At 66.4% G+C, this 13,926-nt stretch carries 15 protein-coding genes; 4 read left to right on the forward strand and 11 right to left on the reverse strand.

Translation table 11 applies throughout. From position 1 onward, the window contains the following. Positions 1-13: 13 nt before the first annotated feature. The 5 genes from OHN74_RS28770 to OHN74_RS28790 form a co-directional block, all read right to left on the reverse strand. The gene (locus tag OHN74_RS28770; RefSeq protein WP_327697488.1) at positions 14-1,060 is read right to left on the reverse strand and encodes an ABC transporter ATP-binding protein; all 1,047 of its coding nucleotides are present in this window, start codon (positions 1,058-1,060) and stop codon (positions 14-16) included. 9 nt (positions 1,061-1,069) lie between these two features. Further along, the gene (locus tag OHN74_RS28775; RefSeq protein ID WP_327697489.1) at positions 1,070-2,053 is read right to left on the reverse strand and encodes an ABC transporter permease; all 984 of its coding nucleotides are present in this window, start codon (positions 2,051-2,053) and stop codon (positions 1,070-1,072) included. A gap of 189 nt (positions 2,054-2,242) precedes the next feature. Further along, positions 2,243-4,024, reverse strand: coding sequence for an ABC transporter substrate-binding protein (locus tag OHN74_RS28780; protein WP_327697490.1), 1,782 nt, complete (start codon positions 4,022-4,024; stop codon positions 2,243-2,245). Between the two features lie 103 nt (positions 4,025-4,127). Continuing rightward, a complete protein-coding gene (locus tag OHN74_RS28785; protein ID WP_327697491.1) occupies positions 4,128-5,144 on the reverse strand; it encodes an ABC transporter permease in 1,017 nt (338 codons plus the stop codon). Positions 5,145-5,623: 479 nt separating this feature from the next. Beyond that, entirely contained in the window at positions 5,624-7,780 is a 2,157-nt protein-coding gene (locus OHN74_RS28790) for a S9 family peptidase (protein WP_327697492.1), read from the reverse strand. 174 nt (positions 7,781-7,954) lie between these two features. On the opposite strand from OHN74_RS28790, the gene OHN74_RS28795 reads away from it, so the two are divergent. Both OHN74_RS28795 and OHN74_RS28800 read left to right on the forward strand, forming a co-directional pair. After that, complete coding sequence (locus OHN74_RS28795; RefSeq protein WP_006375723.1) at positions 7,955-8,149, forward strand: hypothetical protein; 195 nt, start codon at positions 7,955-7,957, stop codon at positions 8,147-8,149. A 91-nt stretch (positions 8,150-8,240) separates the two neighbouring features. Beyond that, on the forward strand, positions 8,241-8,456 hold the full coding sequence (locus OHN74_RS28800; RefSeq protein ID WP_327697493.1) for a hypothetical protein: 216 nt from the start codon (positions 8,241-8,243) through the stop codon (positions 8,454-8,456). A gap of 261 nt (positions 8,457-8,717) precedes the next feature. Here the strand turns inward: OHN74_RS28800 and OHN74_RS42940 are convergent, their stop codons facing one another. The 3 genes from OHN74_RS42940 to OHN74_RS28810 are packed head-to-tail and all read right to left on the reverse strand — an operon-like array spanning position 8,718 to position 11,152. Beyond that, positions 8,718-9,353 carry a DUF3592 domain-containing protein gene (locus OHN74_RS42940; protein ID WP_443060466.1) on the reverse strand — a complete coding sequence of 212 codons (636 nt, stop codon included), beginning with the start codon at positions 9,351-9,353 and terminating at the stop codon, positions 8,718-8,720. 10 nt (positions 9,354-9,363) lie between these two features. After that, positions 9,364-10,827 carry a hypothetical protein gene (locus tag OHN74_RS28805; RefSeq protein ID WP_327697494.1) on the reverse strand — a complete coding sequence of 488 codons (1,464 nt, stop codon included), beginning with the start codon at positions 10,825-10,827 and terminating at the stop codon, positions 9,364-9,366. Further along, complete coding sequence (locus OHN74_RS28810; protein ID WP_327697495.1) at positions 10,820-11,152, reverse strand: SAV_915 family protein; 333 nt, start codon at positions 11,150-11,152, stop codon at positions 10,820-10,822. The genes OHN74_RS28805 and OHN74_RS28810 overlap by 8 nt, the downstream gene beginning before the upstream one ends. A 143-nt stretch (positions 11,153-11,295) precedes the next feature. On the opposite strand from OHN74_RS28810, the gene OHN74_RS28815 reads away from it, so the two are divergent. Then, positions 11,296-11,598 carry a hypothetical protein gene (locus tag OHN74_RS28815; RefSeq protein ID WP_327697496.1) on the forward strand — a complete coding sequence of 101 codons (303 nt, stop codon included), beginning with the start codon at positions 11,296-11,298 and terminating at the stop codon, positions 11,596-11,598. 239 nt (positions 11,599-11,837) lie between these two features. Here OHN74_RS28815 and OHN74_RS28820 read toward each other — a convergent pair whose 3' ends face one another. The 3 genes from OHN74_RS28820 to OHN74_RS28830 form a co-directional block, all read right to left on the reverse strand. Continuing rightward, on the reverse strand, positions 11,838-11,978 hold the full coding sequence (locus OHN74_RS28820) for a hypothetical protein (RefSeq protein ID WP_327697497.1): 141 nt from the start codon (positions 11,976-11,978) through the stop codon (positions 11,838-11,840). 115 nt (positions 11,979-12,093) lie between these two features. Then, positions 12,094-12,306, reverse strand: a complete 213-nt coding sequence (locus OHN74_RS28825; protein ID WP_327697498.1) for a DUF397 domain-containing protein — start codon at positions 12,304-12,306, stop codon at positions 12,094-12,096. Continuing rightward, positions 12,303-13,178 (reverse strand): helix-turn-helix domain-containing protein, encoded by an 876-nt coding sequence (locus OHN74_RS28830; protein ID WP_327697499.1) that lies wholly within the window; start codon positions 13,176-13,178, stop codon positions 12,303-12,305. Before OHN74_RS28830 ends, OHN74_RS28825 begins: the two co-directional genes overlap by 4 nt. Positions 13,179-13,334: 156 nt before the next feature. Here OHN74_RS28830 and OHN74_RS28835 point away from each other — a divergent pair, with 156 nt between their 5' ends. Beyond that, the gene (locus OHN74_RS28835; protein WP_327697500.1) at positions 13,335-13,910 is read left to right on the forward strand and encodes an ATP-binding protein; all 576 of its coding nucleotides are present in this window, start codon (positions 13,335-13,337) and stop codon (positions 13,908-13,910) included. The last annotated feature ends 16 nt before the right edge of the window (positions 13,911-13,926 follow it).

The following is a 13,926-nucleotide window of genomic DNA, read 5'->3' on the forward strand; positions in this document are numbered from 1 at the left end:
CAGGTCCTTCGTGTCATCTTGTGTCCGCACCCACGTAGTCCAGGTAGTACTCCCCGCGCTGGACCGCCGTCAGATGGCAGGCCGCGCCATGGGCGGGCGTCCGGGGCAGAAGGGGGCGGTGGCTCGCGCAGCGGCCCTCCGGGACCTGTTCGGTGAACGCGCAGCGCGGCTCGAAGCGGCAGCCCGGGAGCGGGTCGAGGAGCGACGGAGGAGAGCCCGGGATCGGGGACAGCGGCACGTCCACCGGGGTGCGCAGCGTCGGCATCGAGTCCAACAGGCCCCAGGTGTACGGGTGTTCAGGCGTCCTCAGTACCTCGGCCCGGGTGCCTCGCTCCACCGCCCGGCCCGCGTACATCACCAGGATGTCGTCCGCCATGCGGGAGATGACGCCGAGGTCGTGCGTGATGAAGACGATCGACGTGCCGAACTCCTGCTGGAGATCCCCCAGCAGGTCCATGATCTGGGCCTGGACCGTGACGTCCAGGGACGTCGTCGGCTCGTCGGCGATCAGGAGTTCCGGGTCGCACACCAACGCCAGCGCGATCATCGCCCGTTGGCGCATACCGCCGGAGAACTGGTGGGGGTAGTCGTCCGCCCGCGTGGCCGGCTGCGGGATGCCCACGCGCCTCAGCATCTCCACGGCACGGGCCCTGGACTCCCTGCGCGAAGCCCCGGTGTGCTTGGCGTACGTCTCCGCGATCTGCCGGCCCACCGTGTGGAACGGCGACAGCGACGCCAGCGCGTCCTGGAAGATCATCGCCATCCGGTTGCCGCGGAGCTTCTCCAGCTCCCGTTCCCGGGCCGTCAGCAACTCCTTGCCGTCCAGCAGGATCTGCCCGGTCAGCGTCGTGCGCGTACGGTCGTGCAGGCCCAGGATCGCCAGGTTCGTCACCGACTTGCCCGAGCCGGACTCGCCGACGATGCCCAGGGTCCGGCCGCGCCCGACGTCGAAGGACAGACCGTCCACCGCCCTCACCACGCCGTCGTCGGTGGCGAAGTGCACCTTCAGGTCCCGTACGGAGAGGAAGGCGTCGCTCGGAGGGGTGGGCAGTAAGGTCATCAAGTCCCCCTACGCCAGCCTGATCCGCGGGTCGATCAGCGCGTACACCGCGTCCACCACGATGTTCGCCACGACGATCGCCGCGGCGGCCACCAGGACCACCCCCAGCAGCAGTGGCAGGTCGTTGTCCCGTACCGCCTTGATGGACAGGGCGCCGATGCCGTGCAGGCCGAAGGTCTCCTCCGTGATGATCGCGCCGCCGAGCAGATAGCCGATGTCGAGGCCCAGGATCGTGACGATCGGGCCCATCGCGCCCCGCCAGGCGAACCGGAAGAACACCGTGCGGCGGGACAGACCCTTGGCGCGGGCCGTACGGACGTAGTCCTCGGCGAGGGTCTCCACGAGCTGGGAGCGGGTCATCCGGGTGTAGTTGGCGGTGAAGATGATCGCGAGGACGAACCAGGGCAGCAGCAGGCCCTTGAACCAGGCCGCCGGGTCCTGGGTGAAGCCGACGCTGTCCTGGGGGCGGGGGAGGATGCCCCACTGGTCGGAGAGGTAGTACATGGCCACCACGCCGACGATGTAGATCTGCAGGGACGAGCCGATCAGCGAGATCGACGAGGCGATCTTGTCCAGGGCCCGGCCCTGCTTCACCGCCGCGAGCATGCCCGTGCCGACACCGAGGACCACGAAGACCACCGTGCTGCCCAGCGCGAGGGAGAGCGTGGTGGGGAAACGGTTGGTGATCAGGCCGAGGACCGGCTCGTGGTTGGTGAACGAGTAGCCGAGGCAGGGCGCCGAGCAGTGGCCGAGGCCGGCGTAGTCACGGCCCACGAACACGCCCGCCAGCCAGTGCCAGTACTGCACCGGCAGCGGGTCGTCGATGCCCAGGTTGCGCCGGACGAGCGCGAGCGTCTCCGGCGTGCAGAGCTTGCCGCAGGCGCTGCGGGCCGGGTCGCGCGGGGCGACGTAGAAGAGGACGAAGGTGATCGCGCTGATGACGAGGAGGATCATCAGCGCGCTGAGCGTCCGGCGGAGGATGAAGCGGAACATGGCGATCGGATTCCCTGGCGGAACCCCCGGCACCGGTCCCTGGTGGGCGGGACCGGTGCCGGAGTGGTCGGGTGGGAGGTGGGCGGGGGTATCGATGAACTCCGGTGCGGTAACGCGCCCCTTCAGGGGCGCGGGGAACTGCGCGACCAGCCCCCACCGGCCCGCAGCCGAAGAACCGCGGACCCAGCGCTACTTGGCGAACAACTTGTAAAGCACGAACGACGAGTTGAGCGGGTCGTACTCCGTCCCACCCACCTTGCTGCCGTACAGGTAGAAGCGGCGCTGATACGTCTCGGGGATGATCGGCGCCTCCTTCTCCATGAGCTCCTTGTCCAGCGCCGCCCACGCCGCGTTGGCCTTCGCCGGGTCGGTGAGGGCGGCGGCCTTGTCGATCGCCGCGTCGACCCAGCTCACCTTCAGCTGTGAGACGTTGTTGGCGCCGTTGGCGATCGTCCGGCCGTCGAAGAGGGGCTGGAGCATGGTGTAGCCGGTGGGCCAGTCGGGGGACCAGCCGAACCACATCACGTCGAAGGAGTTGTCGATCTGCTGGACCTGGTCGTAGTAGCTGGTCGACTCCACCGGCTTGACCACCGGGTCGAAGCCCGCGTCCTTCAGGGCGTTGGCGATGACGACCTTCGTCTTCTCGTAGGCGTCGTTGCCACCCTGCGGGTAGGTGTAGACGATCTTCTGGCCGAGCTTGCCGGCCTCCTTCAGCAGCGCCTTCGCCTTCGCGGTGTCGCCCTGCGGTTTCGCCAGCTTGCCGTAGACGTCGAACTTCACCCGGCCCGCCATGTCCGGGCCGAGGATCGTGGTCGCGTAGTCGCCGGCGGACGGGCCGCCGTAGATGGTCCGGATCTGCTGCAACGGCCAGGCGTAGTTGAGCGCCTGACGGACCTTCAGGTCGGTGATCCGCCTGCAGTTGATGGCGTAGTAGTACAGGCCCGTCAGCAGTCCGTCGACGGTACGGCTCTTCAGCGCGGGCGTCGTCAGCACCTTCTGGATGCGCTCGGCCGGTACCCCGCTGTACGCCATCACCGCGTACTGGTCGGTCCCGGAGTCGGCGATCAGCCGGTCGGTGCTCTGGAGCGACTCGGGGCCGAACTCGAAGGCGAACGAGTCCGGGTAGGCGTTGCGGATCGGGTCGGTCGCCGGGTCCCAGTGGGTGTTGCGGACCATCGTCAGCGACTTGTCGACGGAGTGCTGGGAGAGCCGGTAGGGCCCGCAGGAGAACGGGTCCTTGTCGTACTTCTCCTTGGTGTCGTGCTTGGCGGACACCGCTCCGTACGACTGCATCGCCAGCGTCCAGTTGAGGTCCGGGCGGGCCGTCTTGAGGTGGAAGGTGATCGTCTTCTTCGCGGTGTCCGTGACGACCGAGTCGAGGTGCTTGCCGTCGTACGGGCCCTTGTAGACCGAGCGGAAGTCGTTGGTGCCGGTCAGCGCGGCCTGGAGGTAGGTGGCGCCCTCGGTGGTGAAGCTGGCGAAGCCGCGCTCGATGCCGTGCCGTACGTCGTCGACGGTCAGCTCGCTGCCGTCCTCCCACTTCAGCCCGTCCTTCAGGGTGAAGGTCCAGGTCTTGCCGCCGTCCGCCATGGTGCCGGTGTCGGTGGCGAGGTCACCGACGAGCTTCATCGCGCCGCCGTCGACGCGGTAGCCGGTCAGACAGCGGATGTAGAGGTTGCCGACCTCGGAGTTCCACGAGTAGTAGATGCGCTGCGGGTCGAGGTGCGAGAAGTCCTGCGGGCCGATCGGCCGGATCGTGCCGCCCTTCTTCGCCCCCGGGATCTCCGGCGAGGGCCCCGTGGAGTCCTCCTTGGTGCCGATGGTGACCGACGCGAACTTGCTGGTCCCGGCCGCGTCGCCGCCCCCCGACGTACCACCGCCTCCCCCACCGCTGCTGCACGCGGACAGAACCATGGAGCCGCCGGCGGCTACCGAGGTGGCGATGACGAAGTTTCTGCGGGAGAGAGACATGGGGTGTCCTGCCTGAATCAGGGAGAAGGGGTGTTCCCGGGGTTCCCGGAGGTGTCCGGTTTTTTTGGGCGGGGCCGGTGCGGGGCGGTGACGGCGCTGCTGTTCAGCGCCTGGTCTTCGGGTCCAGTGCGTCGCGCACGGAGTCGCCGAGGAGGTTGAAGGCGATCACGAAGATCACCATCGACAGGCCGGGGAAGAGCATGTAGGTGATGTCGTTCTGGTAGACCTGCGCCCCGCGCTGGATCATCACGCCCCAGTCGGGAGTGGGGTCGCTGAGCCCGACCCCGAGGAAGGCGAGCGCCGCCTCGGTGGTGACGTACATGGGCAGCGCGAGGGTGGCCTGGATGAGGATCGGGGTCCACAGGTTGGGCAGCAGCTCCCGGAAGATGATCCGGGCCGGGGAGGCGCCGGTGACCTTGGCGGACTCCACGAACTCCCGCTCGCGCAGGGCGAGCACCTCGCCGCGCAGCAGGCGGGCGATGGGCGCCCAGCCGAACGCGGTCATCACGGAGATGAGGCTGACGACGGTCAGCCAGGTCGGGGTGTTCTCCTCCGGCGACACGAAGACGGAGATCATCACCGGCCAGAAGGCGATGAAGAACAGGGTGGAGGGGAACGCCAGCAGGATGTCGATGACCCGGCCGACGAAGCCGTCGATCCGCCCGCCCAGATAGCCGGCCGTGAGACCGACGGCGATGCCGAAGACGGTGACCAGCACGGTCGTCACCGTGGCGATGAGCAGCGAGTTGCGGATGCCGTAGAGCAGCAGGGTGAAGACGTCCCGGCCGAGCTGCGGTTCGACCCCGAACCAGAAGTCGCCGCTGATACCGCCGTTGGGCCGGATCGGGAAACCGAACTCGTTGAGCAGGCCGGTGCCGTTCTGGCCGTATGTCGTGTACGGGTCCTTGCCGTAGACCTTGGCGATCAGCGGGGCGGCGATGCCCGCCACGAAGAACAGCACGACCACGGCGGCCGAGACGACCCCGGTGCGGTCGCGGCGGAAGCGCAGCCAGGCGATCCGCCCCGGCGAGCGGCCGGTGCCGCCGCGGGCCGGCGCGGATGGCGTCGGCGGTACGGCACCGGAATCGGCCGCCACCTGGGGTGCGGTGGCGGAAGGCATAGGCGAGGTCATGGTGCTCCAGGCCCGGAGTGGTGAGGGCCCCGCGTACAGCAGAACAGCGGGCTGAATATGACTTTTCAGCGCTGATTCAGCTGGCGTCAATGCTTCATTGACGCCTTTGATCTGGACTTTTGTCCTTTGACCCAGGGCTGGGGCGTCGCTTGGTTCAGCTTTGGATGGCCATGACCAAAGCGGGAGGGAACCGGCGACGTGCCTTCCCCGGCCCCGGTTCCCATGTTCTGCCGCCGGCGGTCCCTGCGGAGTTCCGACGGAACTCTCGGACGATCTTGCCGACGGGGTGAAATAACCGCATAAATATGCACGAACCGCGTTAACACGCAGGCAACTTGGCCGACCCGATCTCGATATATGGACGGTCCACTCTGAGGAACGTACGGCCGTGCGGGTGCCGTAAACGGGCTGGGGCTCGCCATGTAGCCCCAGCCCGTTGCCGTACCCGCGTGAGACCTGCGTGAGACCTACGCCGGCCCCAACGCCCTCTTCAGGAAGTCCACCTGAAGCAGCAGCAGGTTCTCCGCGACCTGCTCCTGCGGGGTCATGTGGGTGACGCCCGACAGGGGGAGCACCTCGTGCGGGCGGCCATCGGCCAGCAGGGCCGAGGACAGGCGCAGGGCGTGGGCGAAGACCACGTTGTCGTCGGCGGTGCCGTGGACGACCATCAGCGGCCGGTGCGGCTCGGCGGGCGACGAGAGACCTTCGTCGCCGACGAGCGAACTGTTCGCGTACGCCTCCGGGGTCGCGGCCGGGTCACCGAGATACCGCTCCGTGTAGTGCGTGTCGTACAGCCGCCAGTCCGTCACCGGGGCGCCCGCGATACCCGCGTGGAAGACGTCCGGCCGCCGCAGCACCGCCAGCCCCGCGAGCCAGCCGCCGTACGACCAGCCCCGGATCGCCACCCGGGAGAGATCGAGCGGGTAACGCTCGGCGAGGTCCAGCAGGGCGTCGACCTGGTCGTCCAGCGACACCGTGAAGTCGCCGTGGACGGCTTTCTCCCAGGCGGGCGACCGCCCCGGCGTACCCCGCCCGTCGGCCACGACCACCGCGAACCCCTGGTCGGCGAACCACTGCGAGGTCAGGTGTGCGTTGTGCGCGGCGACCACCCTGGGGCCGTGCGGACCACCGTAGGGGTCCATGAGGACAGGGAGGGGAGTGACGCCGTCGTAGTCGGTCGGCATAAGCAGGGCGCATGGAATTCGGCGTGCGCCCCCCTCGGTGAGGGTCATGCGCGGGGACAAACCGGGGTCTTCCGCATACGAGGTGATGGTCGCAGCTCGCTTCCCGTCGCGCAGCACCTGTACCTGGGCCCCCGGCCGGTCCGGCACCGCCGATACGAGTACGGTCACGCCCCCGGCGCGAACCGCCGAGTGCACGCCGGGCTCTAGCGAGACGCGCTCCAGTCCGAGCTCATTCACTCGATAGACGTGCACTTCGCCGATTTCGCTGCCGACTGCATCCGCACCTGCCGACGCAGACACGAGCACATCGTGGGCCGACACGTCCAGCACCGCCCGGACGTGCAACTGGGCTCCGGTCAGGGGCCGTTCACCGACCGCCAACACCCTGGCGCCCCCCTCGTCGGCGATGCGCACGAGCTGTCCGGAGGGGCTCCAGCAGGGCACACCGGGGAAAAGATCCAGCCAATGTGGATCTTCCTCCGCGTGCACCATCCGGGTCGTCCCCGAATCGGGGTCGACGGCCAGGAAGAGCTGCCCGCGCTGGTCCCGCGACTGCACCAGAAGCAGCGGCGCACCCGCCCCTGACCAGTGCACACGCGCCAGATAGGGGTACTTCTTCCGATCCCAGACGACCTCGGTGCGCACCCCTTCGAGGGTGAGTACGAAGAGCCGCACCTCCGCGTTCGGGGTGCCCGCCGCCGGATACGCGACGCGCTGCGGCTCGCGTTCCGGATGCGCCGGATCGGAGATCCACCAGCGGTCCACGGGCGCGTCGTCGGCCCGCGCGACCAGCAGCCGGTCGGACTCCGGGGACCACCAGAAGCCACGCGAACGGGACATCTCCTCGGCCGCGATGAACTCGGCCAGCCCGTACGTCACGGTCTCCGACTCGGGCTCCGCGAGCGCGCGGGACTCCTCGCCGGCCAGGTCCGTGAGGTGCAGGGCGCCGTCCGCGACGTAGGCGACGAGCCGTCCGTCGGGGGAGGGGCGCGGGTCGATCACCTGCCCCCGGGCGGGGATCTCACGCACTGTCCCGGCCTGCAGTTCGGCCACGAAAAGCCGCCCGGACAAGGCGAAGGCGGCCAGTTCCACGGCCGAGTCGGTGGCGTATCCGACGATCCCGGCGCTGCCCTCCCGGCTGCGCTCCCGGCGCGCCCGCTCCTCGGCGGACAGCTTCTCGTCGGCCCCGCCGAGGAGCGTGAACGGGTCGGCGGCGACCCTCCCCCAGCCTTCGGCCGGGGGGACCCCCATCTCGCTTCGCTCGCCGCCGTCGGGCAGGTCGAGCACCCACAGCTTGTTGGCCCGGTCGGTACCGGCGGAGGACCGCAGGTAGGCGACCCGCGACCCGTCGGGCGCCACGGTGAACGCACGGGGCGCGCCGAGCGTGAATCGCTGGGTGCGGGCGTGCCGACGGGGGAAGGAGACAGGCTCGGTCGTCATGCCCCGACCATATTGGCCATGCGCCCCCTTGTGCGGCCGTGCGCCGACCGATGCGCGCGGGCGAATAGTTATGATCACTGGCGGCAAGTGGGTATGAACCTGCTGGCCACTGTATGGATTTCCTGCCCCCATAGTCCGACCCCCGGTCCCTGGGCCCTTTGGAGGTGAGCCGCCGTGGCGCTCTCGATTTCGGCGGTAGTGCTGCTGGCGATCATCGTCTTCTTGCTGATCAAGAAGTCGGGTCTCAAGGGAGGGCATGCGGTGGTGTGCATGCTGCTGGGGTTCTACATGGCCTCATCGACCTTCGCCCCGACGATCAGCGACCTGACGACGAGCATCGCGGGCATGATCGGTGACCTGAAGTTCTGAGCCGCGCCCGCTGTTCGGGCGCCGGTGCGTGGGCTTCGGTGGGCTCCGGAAGGTGGTTGACCGGAGCCCGAGCTCGCCGGGTGTGTTCCGGGTGGACGGACACAACGCTGACGGTCGGCTCGGGGAGCCGGCGAAGGCGTCGCCCGACTTCTGGCGTCTGTACGGCTACCTGGCCGTCCTGGCCGTCTACGGGGCGCAGGGCGGAACGCATGCCCTGGCCGGCTTGAACGCCGCTTACGCGGGCGGTGGGCAGTTCGGCGAGGTACTTGGCCGAGGAGTTGGTCACCCGGACCGGTGCACGCGTTGAGGGCACCGCCAGATCGACCGCCTCAACGTGCTGACCCAGGCCGGTGAGCTCGTCGGCTGGAGCCGTGGTCCCATGACTTGGCGCGGGACGCCACAGGCCCCTTGGCGACGACTGCACCCACCGTGCTGTGCATGACCAGCACCGCCCGTAAGACGTGAACTACCGCGCCTTGCCTTTGCCCTTCATGCGGAACTTTCGCATTCGCTCACGCTCATGTTGCGGGCCGTGTCACCGGGACTCCGAAGACGAGGATGATACGCACTATTCCTTGGAGAGCCGCGTCGTCTTCCCATTCTCCTCCGCTGCCAAGGAGCTTGAGGGGGAACCGTCCTGCGCGGATACCTTGGCAAGGCTGAGAACCTGATGGCGACGGAGTGTCAGAAAGGCCGCAGCTGCCAGCAGGAGCAAGGCCAGTGCTGCAGTTCCAAACATCGGCAGATTTACGATGGGCGGGCTGTTGACCCAACTTTGAGTAAGTACCCGAGAAGGGTCCTGGGGGTCGTAGCGAACCGTCAGGGTCTGCCCGACCTGTACTTCTGGGCGCATTCCCGCATAGTCGTGCAAATTTGTGGTGACAGTCCCATCAGAACTTCGGAAGCGCACTTCTACGGTCTCAGGTTTGTCGTCGACCTTGGTGACTGCGGCCGTCGCAGTCACCCCGCGGGAACGAAGGTCATCAACGACTCCTTTCGAGGGAAGCCAAAGCGCGAGGAAGATGCCGACGCAAAGAATCCCCAAGCCCGCGAGAGTGAGGACAAGACGAAGCTGAGGGAGCGGCGGGCGAGGATGCCAGCCTTCGGCGACTGTCCTGGCTGCCTCTTTGGCCGCCGCGGCTCGGGCAGAACTCTGTGGGTTCCGAAAAGAGCTGGGTGAGCGTTTCCGTTGTTTCTTGGCCATTACCTATTCCTCATGAGAACCAACCTGAAACGGTATTCTTCACCGCTGAGGCCCCATCGCTGATTGTCTTTCCGGCGCTCTTTACTGATCCGCTGACTGCGTTGACGGCCTTCCTGCCGATCTCAGTGTCCTTGAGGAGGTACGAAGCGGTGTAGCCGACACCGAACCCTACGACAATGCCAGCAGCGATTCCCCAGCCGACCGGTCCACCGACTGCGGCAACGGCTGCCATACCGGCCCAGGTGCCAGCCATGCCGGCGCCCATACCGGCAACGTTGGCGGCAATGGCAACGTCTTTCTCTTCGCCACCGTGGATGTCCCAGGCGATTGCGCCAATCGTCAGGATCGAACCCACCAGTGGGAGTTTGCCACCGGTCCGCAGGATTTTACCGAAGGCGCCAGTGCTGCTTGGCGGATGCACGCTGGGAAGGCTCTTCATGACCCAACTCCCAGCATCGCCCACTGACAATTCCATCAGGCGCGAAAATGGTCCCATGCCGTACTTTGCCAGAGCGCGCTCGGCCTGGCGACCCGACGACTTTGCTGCTTTTGCGGCTCTCCGTGTTTCCTTCTTGAATACGCGCTTTTCTTCTGGAGTCATGGCATTGAGTCGACGCTGGTGGAGGTCGGAAGCCGTGTCGCTAAATTTCTGCGCCTGGGATTGAAAATGGTCAGCGTACTTGAACTGTACGCCGATAACCCCTGCAATCAATCCGGCGTGGTCGGACCAGGTATCGGCGGGATCACCGAGCTTGGCCACTGCTTTTTTGGCGTGATCCCATGCGATCTCCCAGAGCTCTGGATCGTTGCTCTGCATCAAGGCGCGATTGAATACCGCACTTGGCTTATCCTTCGGGATGTCGCCACTGAAGACGGAATAAGCCTTGTCAAAGCCAGGTGCGGGGGACTCGTAATTAACTGCCGCCGTGAACGCAGACCCGAAAATCTTGGTGTCCTCTTTTGCGGTCGGTGCATTCGCGGCCGCAATAGCCAAAGGGAGGTTCTCAAGTAGCTCAGGATTCATTTTGGCGTAGAAGGCCGAAGTGAAGTCCGGGTCGCCCTTGTGCAGGCTCAGAGTTTCTGCGATCCGGTGGAACTCGGCTCCAGCTTGGCTGGGATCAAGATCTCCGGCTTTGTTGACGGCCTCGGCAAGCTCTTTCCCGTCCTTCATGGCCGCGGCTCCGGTGAGGATGGGCTCGCGGAGCTGAATCATCGGAACCTTTGGATCGTAGCCTCCCTCCGTCTCCATTGCAGCCGCCAGCGTCTGGCGCCGCCGCAACATCGGGAGTTCGTCATCGACCCAACTGGCGATCTTTCCGATCTCTGTCAGGCTGCTGGAATCGAGACCGTGCTTTTGGAATCTTCCGAGGAATGCTGCTTTGGCGCCATGCAATTTCCTGCCGCCGGACTCCAGGCTGCTGATGGTCCTGAGTAAATTCTGGGGATTGATTCCCGAGAAGTTTGGGTCAGTCATTGGGGCTACCTCCTACTGCCCCATTCGCCAACTGAGGGTCCACCAAGACCCCTTGGGCGCCCGATCCCTGCAGCGCCTTTTCCATTCGTTGGGTCGGGATCATCACCCAGGCCTGTTCTTGGCCCAGAGCTTCGACAAGCAGGGGAACGGAGGTGAACGCCAGACACACCAGTCGTTCCCCACCGCCTTCGGTAGCTACAGGTACGAGCATCACGTCAACGGTGTCGTGCTGGACCGGGGAGCCGTCGGCGTTCCGAGGAACCTGACTCATGGTGGGAAGCACTAATAGATCGGGAATCTTGGCGGGTGCTGTTGCTGCGGTCATGGAATCAGGCTAGGCGGTATGGACGACGGGAAGCAATGCGATGGCCCGGGAACTACACGATCGGGTCGTGATTGTGGGAGCCAGGGTTCGGGTTGGTACGGTGTTGAGCAGTCGGCAGGTCGGTGTGCATAGAGGGTGCAGTCATGACGGATTCCGAGCTAAAAGTTTCAAATCCGCGTAAAGCGGACTTGGAGAAGTTGCGGCGAGATCTGGCGAAGGAAGTTGAAGGTTTGAGGGAGGCGCTCAAGAAGTCGACTGAGGACATCGGTGGTGACCATGTCTGGGTAGGGAAGAACGCTCGGGCATGGCACAAGGAGCTGGAAGGGCGCAACAAGAAATTGCGTGACCAAGTCGATAAACTGCTTCCCGTTATCGAGGCCGCAATCCGATGTGAGCCGGAAAAGGTATCCGCCACCGAGGCGAGGATGTACCACAACAGCATCTGACCTCGATCCTTCAGCGAGGTTCGTGCTCTGATCGACTCGGCGGTTCGCCCGTAATGTCCTCGCCCCTGTCGAGGTGGGGGGGCGCCTGACGCTGTGGGCGTGCCGGGTTCCAGGGGCCCGAAAATATTGCGGTGTGTCCTCCGTTCCGGTCTTTGTCGGTGCGAGAGTGCCGGTCGTCAGGTGACGGCCGGGCGGTCGGTGAGCCGTTGTCGGCTTGTGGTGAAGGCGCCTGCCCAGGGTTAGCCCTTGTCGATGCGCAGCCAGCGACGACGGGCGTGCTTCGTGAGGCGGGCGCGCAGGTGGTGGAGACGGAAGCGCATGGTGTCGGGCTCTGTGTCGGCGAGGTTCTCAACATCGTGCAGACCAGGAGCCGGACCCATGCGTCCAGGTGAAATGACCCTCGTTTGGTATCAGGGTGTTGGGTACTGCAAGCGCGTAAATGCCAAGCGCGTCAACCCGTGAGGCCGGGCTCGCCGCGGCCGTGCGCCGAGCTGGTCAGCGTTCGGTCGGATACGGCACGAAAGCGGTCCAGCTGGCGGAGGTGAAGGCCAGGCGGGGGCCGCCCATGACGTACTTGGAATCACGTACGTGGATGGTGCCCGGCGTGGTGGCGACCTCGACGCAGGAGTCGCCTTCGCTGCCGCTGCTGTGGCTGCTCTTGAACCACGCCAGGCCGGAGGCGCCCTCGGTCGAGGTGTTGCGGTTCATGTGTCCCCCAGCGCTTGTTCGATGAAGGCCGCTGATTCACGTGGGGTGAGAGCCTGGCCTCGGATGATGCCATACCGCAGTTCAAGGATACGGAGCTGCTTCGCATCGGAGACCGGTCGGCCGTTGGCCACCACTGGCGAACGACCCACCGCCGTACCGTCCGCGAACTTCAGCACCTCGATACTGCCGTCCACACCGGCGTGTTCCTCGCGATCCATCGGCATCACCTGAAGCTCGACGCCGCGCAACTGCCCTGTCTCCAGAAGATGTTCGAGCTGGCAGCGGAGCATCGCCTTCCCCCCGAGCGGGCGCCGAAGTGTCCACTCCTCCAAGACGAAGCCGAGTTCAGGCGCCGGATCCCGTTCGAAGACGGACTTGCGGGCCACCCGCGCCGCGAAGAACCGCTCCACCTCGCTCGCGGTGTACGCGGGGCGCCGCATCATGAGCAGGGCCCGTGCGTACTCCGGCGTCTGCAGCAACCCGTGGATGTTCAGCGGATCGTAGAGCTGAAGCTCGACCGCCTTGGACTCCAGCATCGCGATGGCCCGTACCTTCTTCGGGTGCCGGACCTTCTCCAAGTCCTCGTTCATGGCGGCGATCAGGCCGTCCGCCCCCAGCACCTCGTCCGCCTTCACCAGATACTCGGGCCGGGGGATCCGTTTCCCGCCCTCGACCTTGTAGACGATGTCCTCGCCGTATCCGAGCGCTCTGCCGAAGTCGGCCGCCCGCATCCCTGCCGCCTCCCGGCGCAGCTTCAGCTGACGTCCGACGGTCTCCACGACCGCCACACCCCACTCGTCGTCCGGGTCCACCTCCCGACCCGGCTCGTCCGCCTCGCCCTTGAGCTGCCCCGCGTCGCTGTCCACGCTCATGCCGCGCCCCTCCGTCGTGCCGTGCTGTACTGCTCTCGCTCTACCCGTACGCCCCGTCCCGACAGCCCGGACACGACCGGACATGCTCCGGACAGTCACCGTATGCATCGTCTGAGTCACTGCTCACGGTAGGTGTGTGCGGCCACTCTGAGTGACGTGAATCGACAAATGGCCGCCCCCGAGCCCCAGTTCCAGCCCGAGCACGCCTTCCGCAACTTCAGCGTGCGGCTGTCTCCCACGCCCCGTGGCGCCCGCCTGGCCCGGCTGCTCACCGCCGAGCAACTGCGCTCCTGGGAACTCCCCTTGGACCCGGCCCGCCAGATCGTCGCCGAGTTGGCAGCGAACGCGGTCACTCACGGACGCGTCCCCGGCCGCGATTTCCGGCTCACGGTGTACGTCATCGGCGCCACCCTGCGTATCGAGGTGACCGACACCTGCGGTGACCGTCCGCCGTGTCCTCAACCTCCGTCCGACGACGCGGAGTCCGGGCGGGGACTCGCCCTGGTCGAGGCGCTTGCCGATCGGTGGGGGTGGGGTCCGGGGCTGCGCCCGCGCAAAACGGTGTGGGCGGAAATCGATGTCGCACCGGAACCCGATTCCCCGTGTTCCGGTGCGACCAGCGCTCTTTTCAAAGGAACTCGGGGAGAAAGGAACCAACCAAACCCCACCCCCTCCCGCCCGCCGGAGACGGCGACCACGGCCGCCTCCGCCCAAACTCACTCGCCCGAGTGAACATCAGCAACTCTGC

The sequence above is a fragment of the Streptomyces sp. NBC_00459 genome, from assembly GCF_036013955.1.
Classification (GTDB): Bacteria; Actinomycetota; Actinomycetes; order Streptomycetales; family Streptomycetaceae; genus Streptomyces.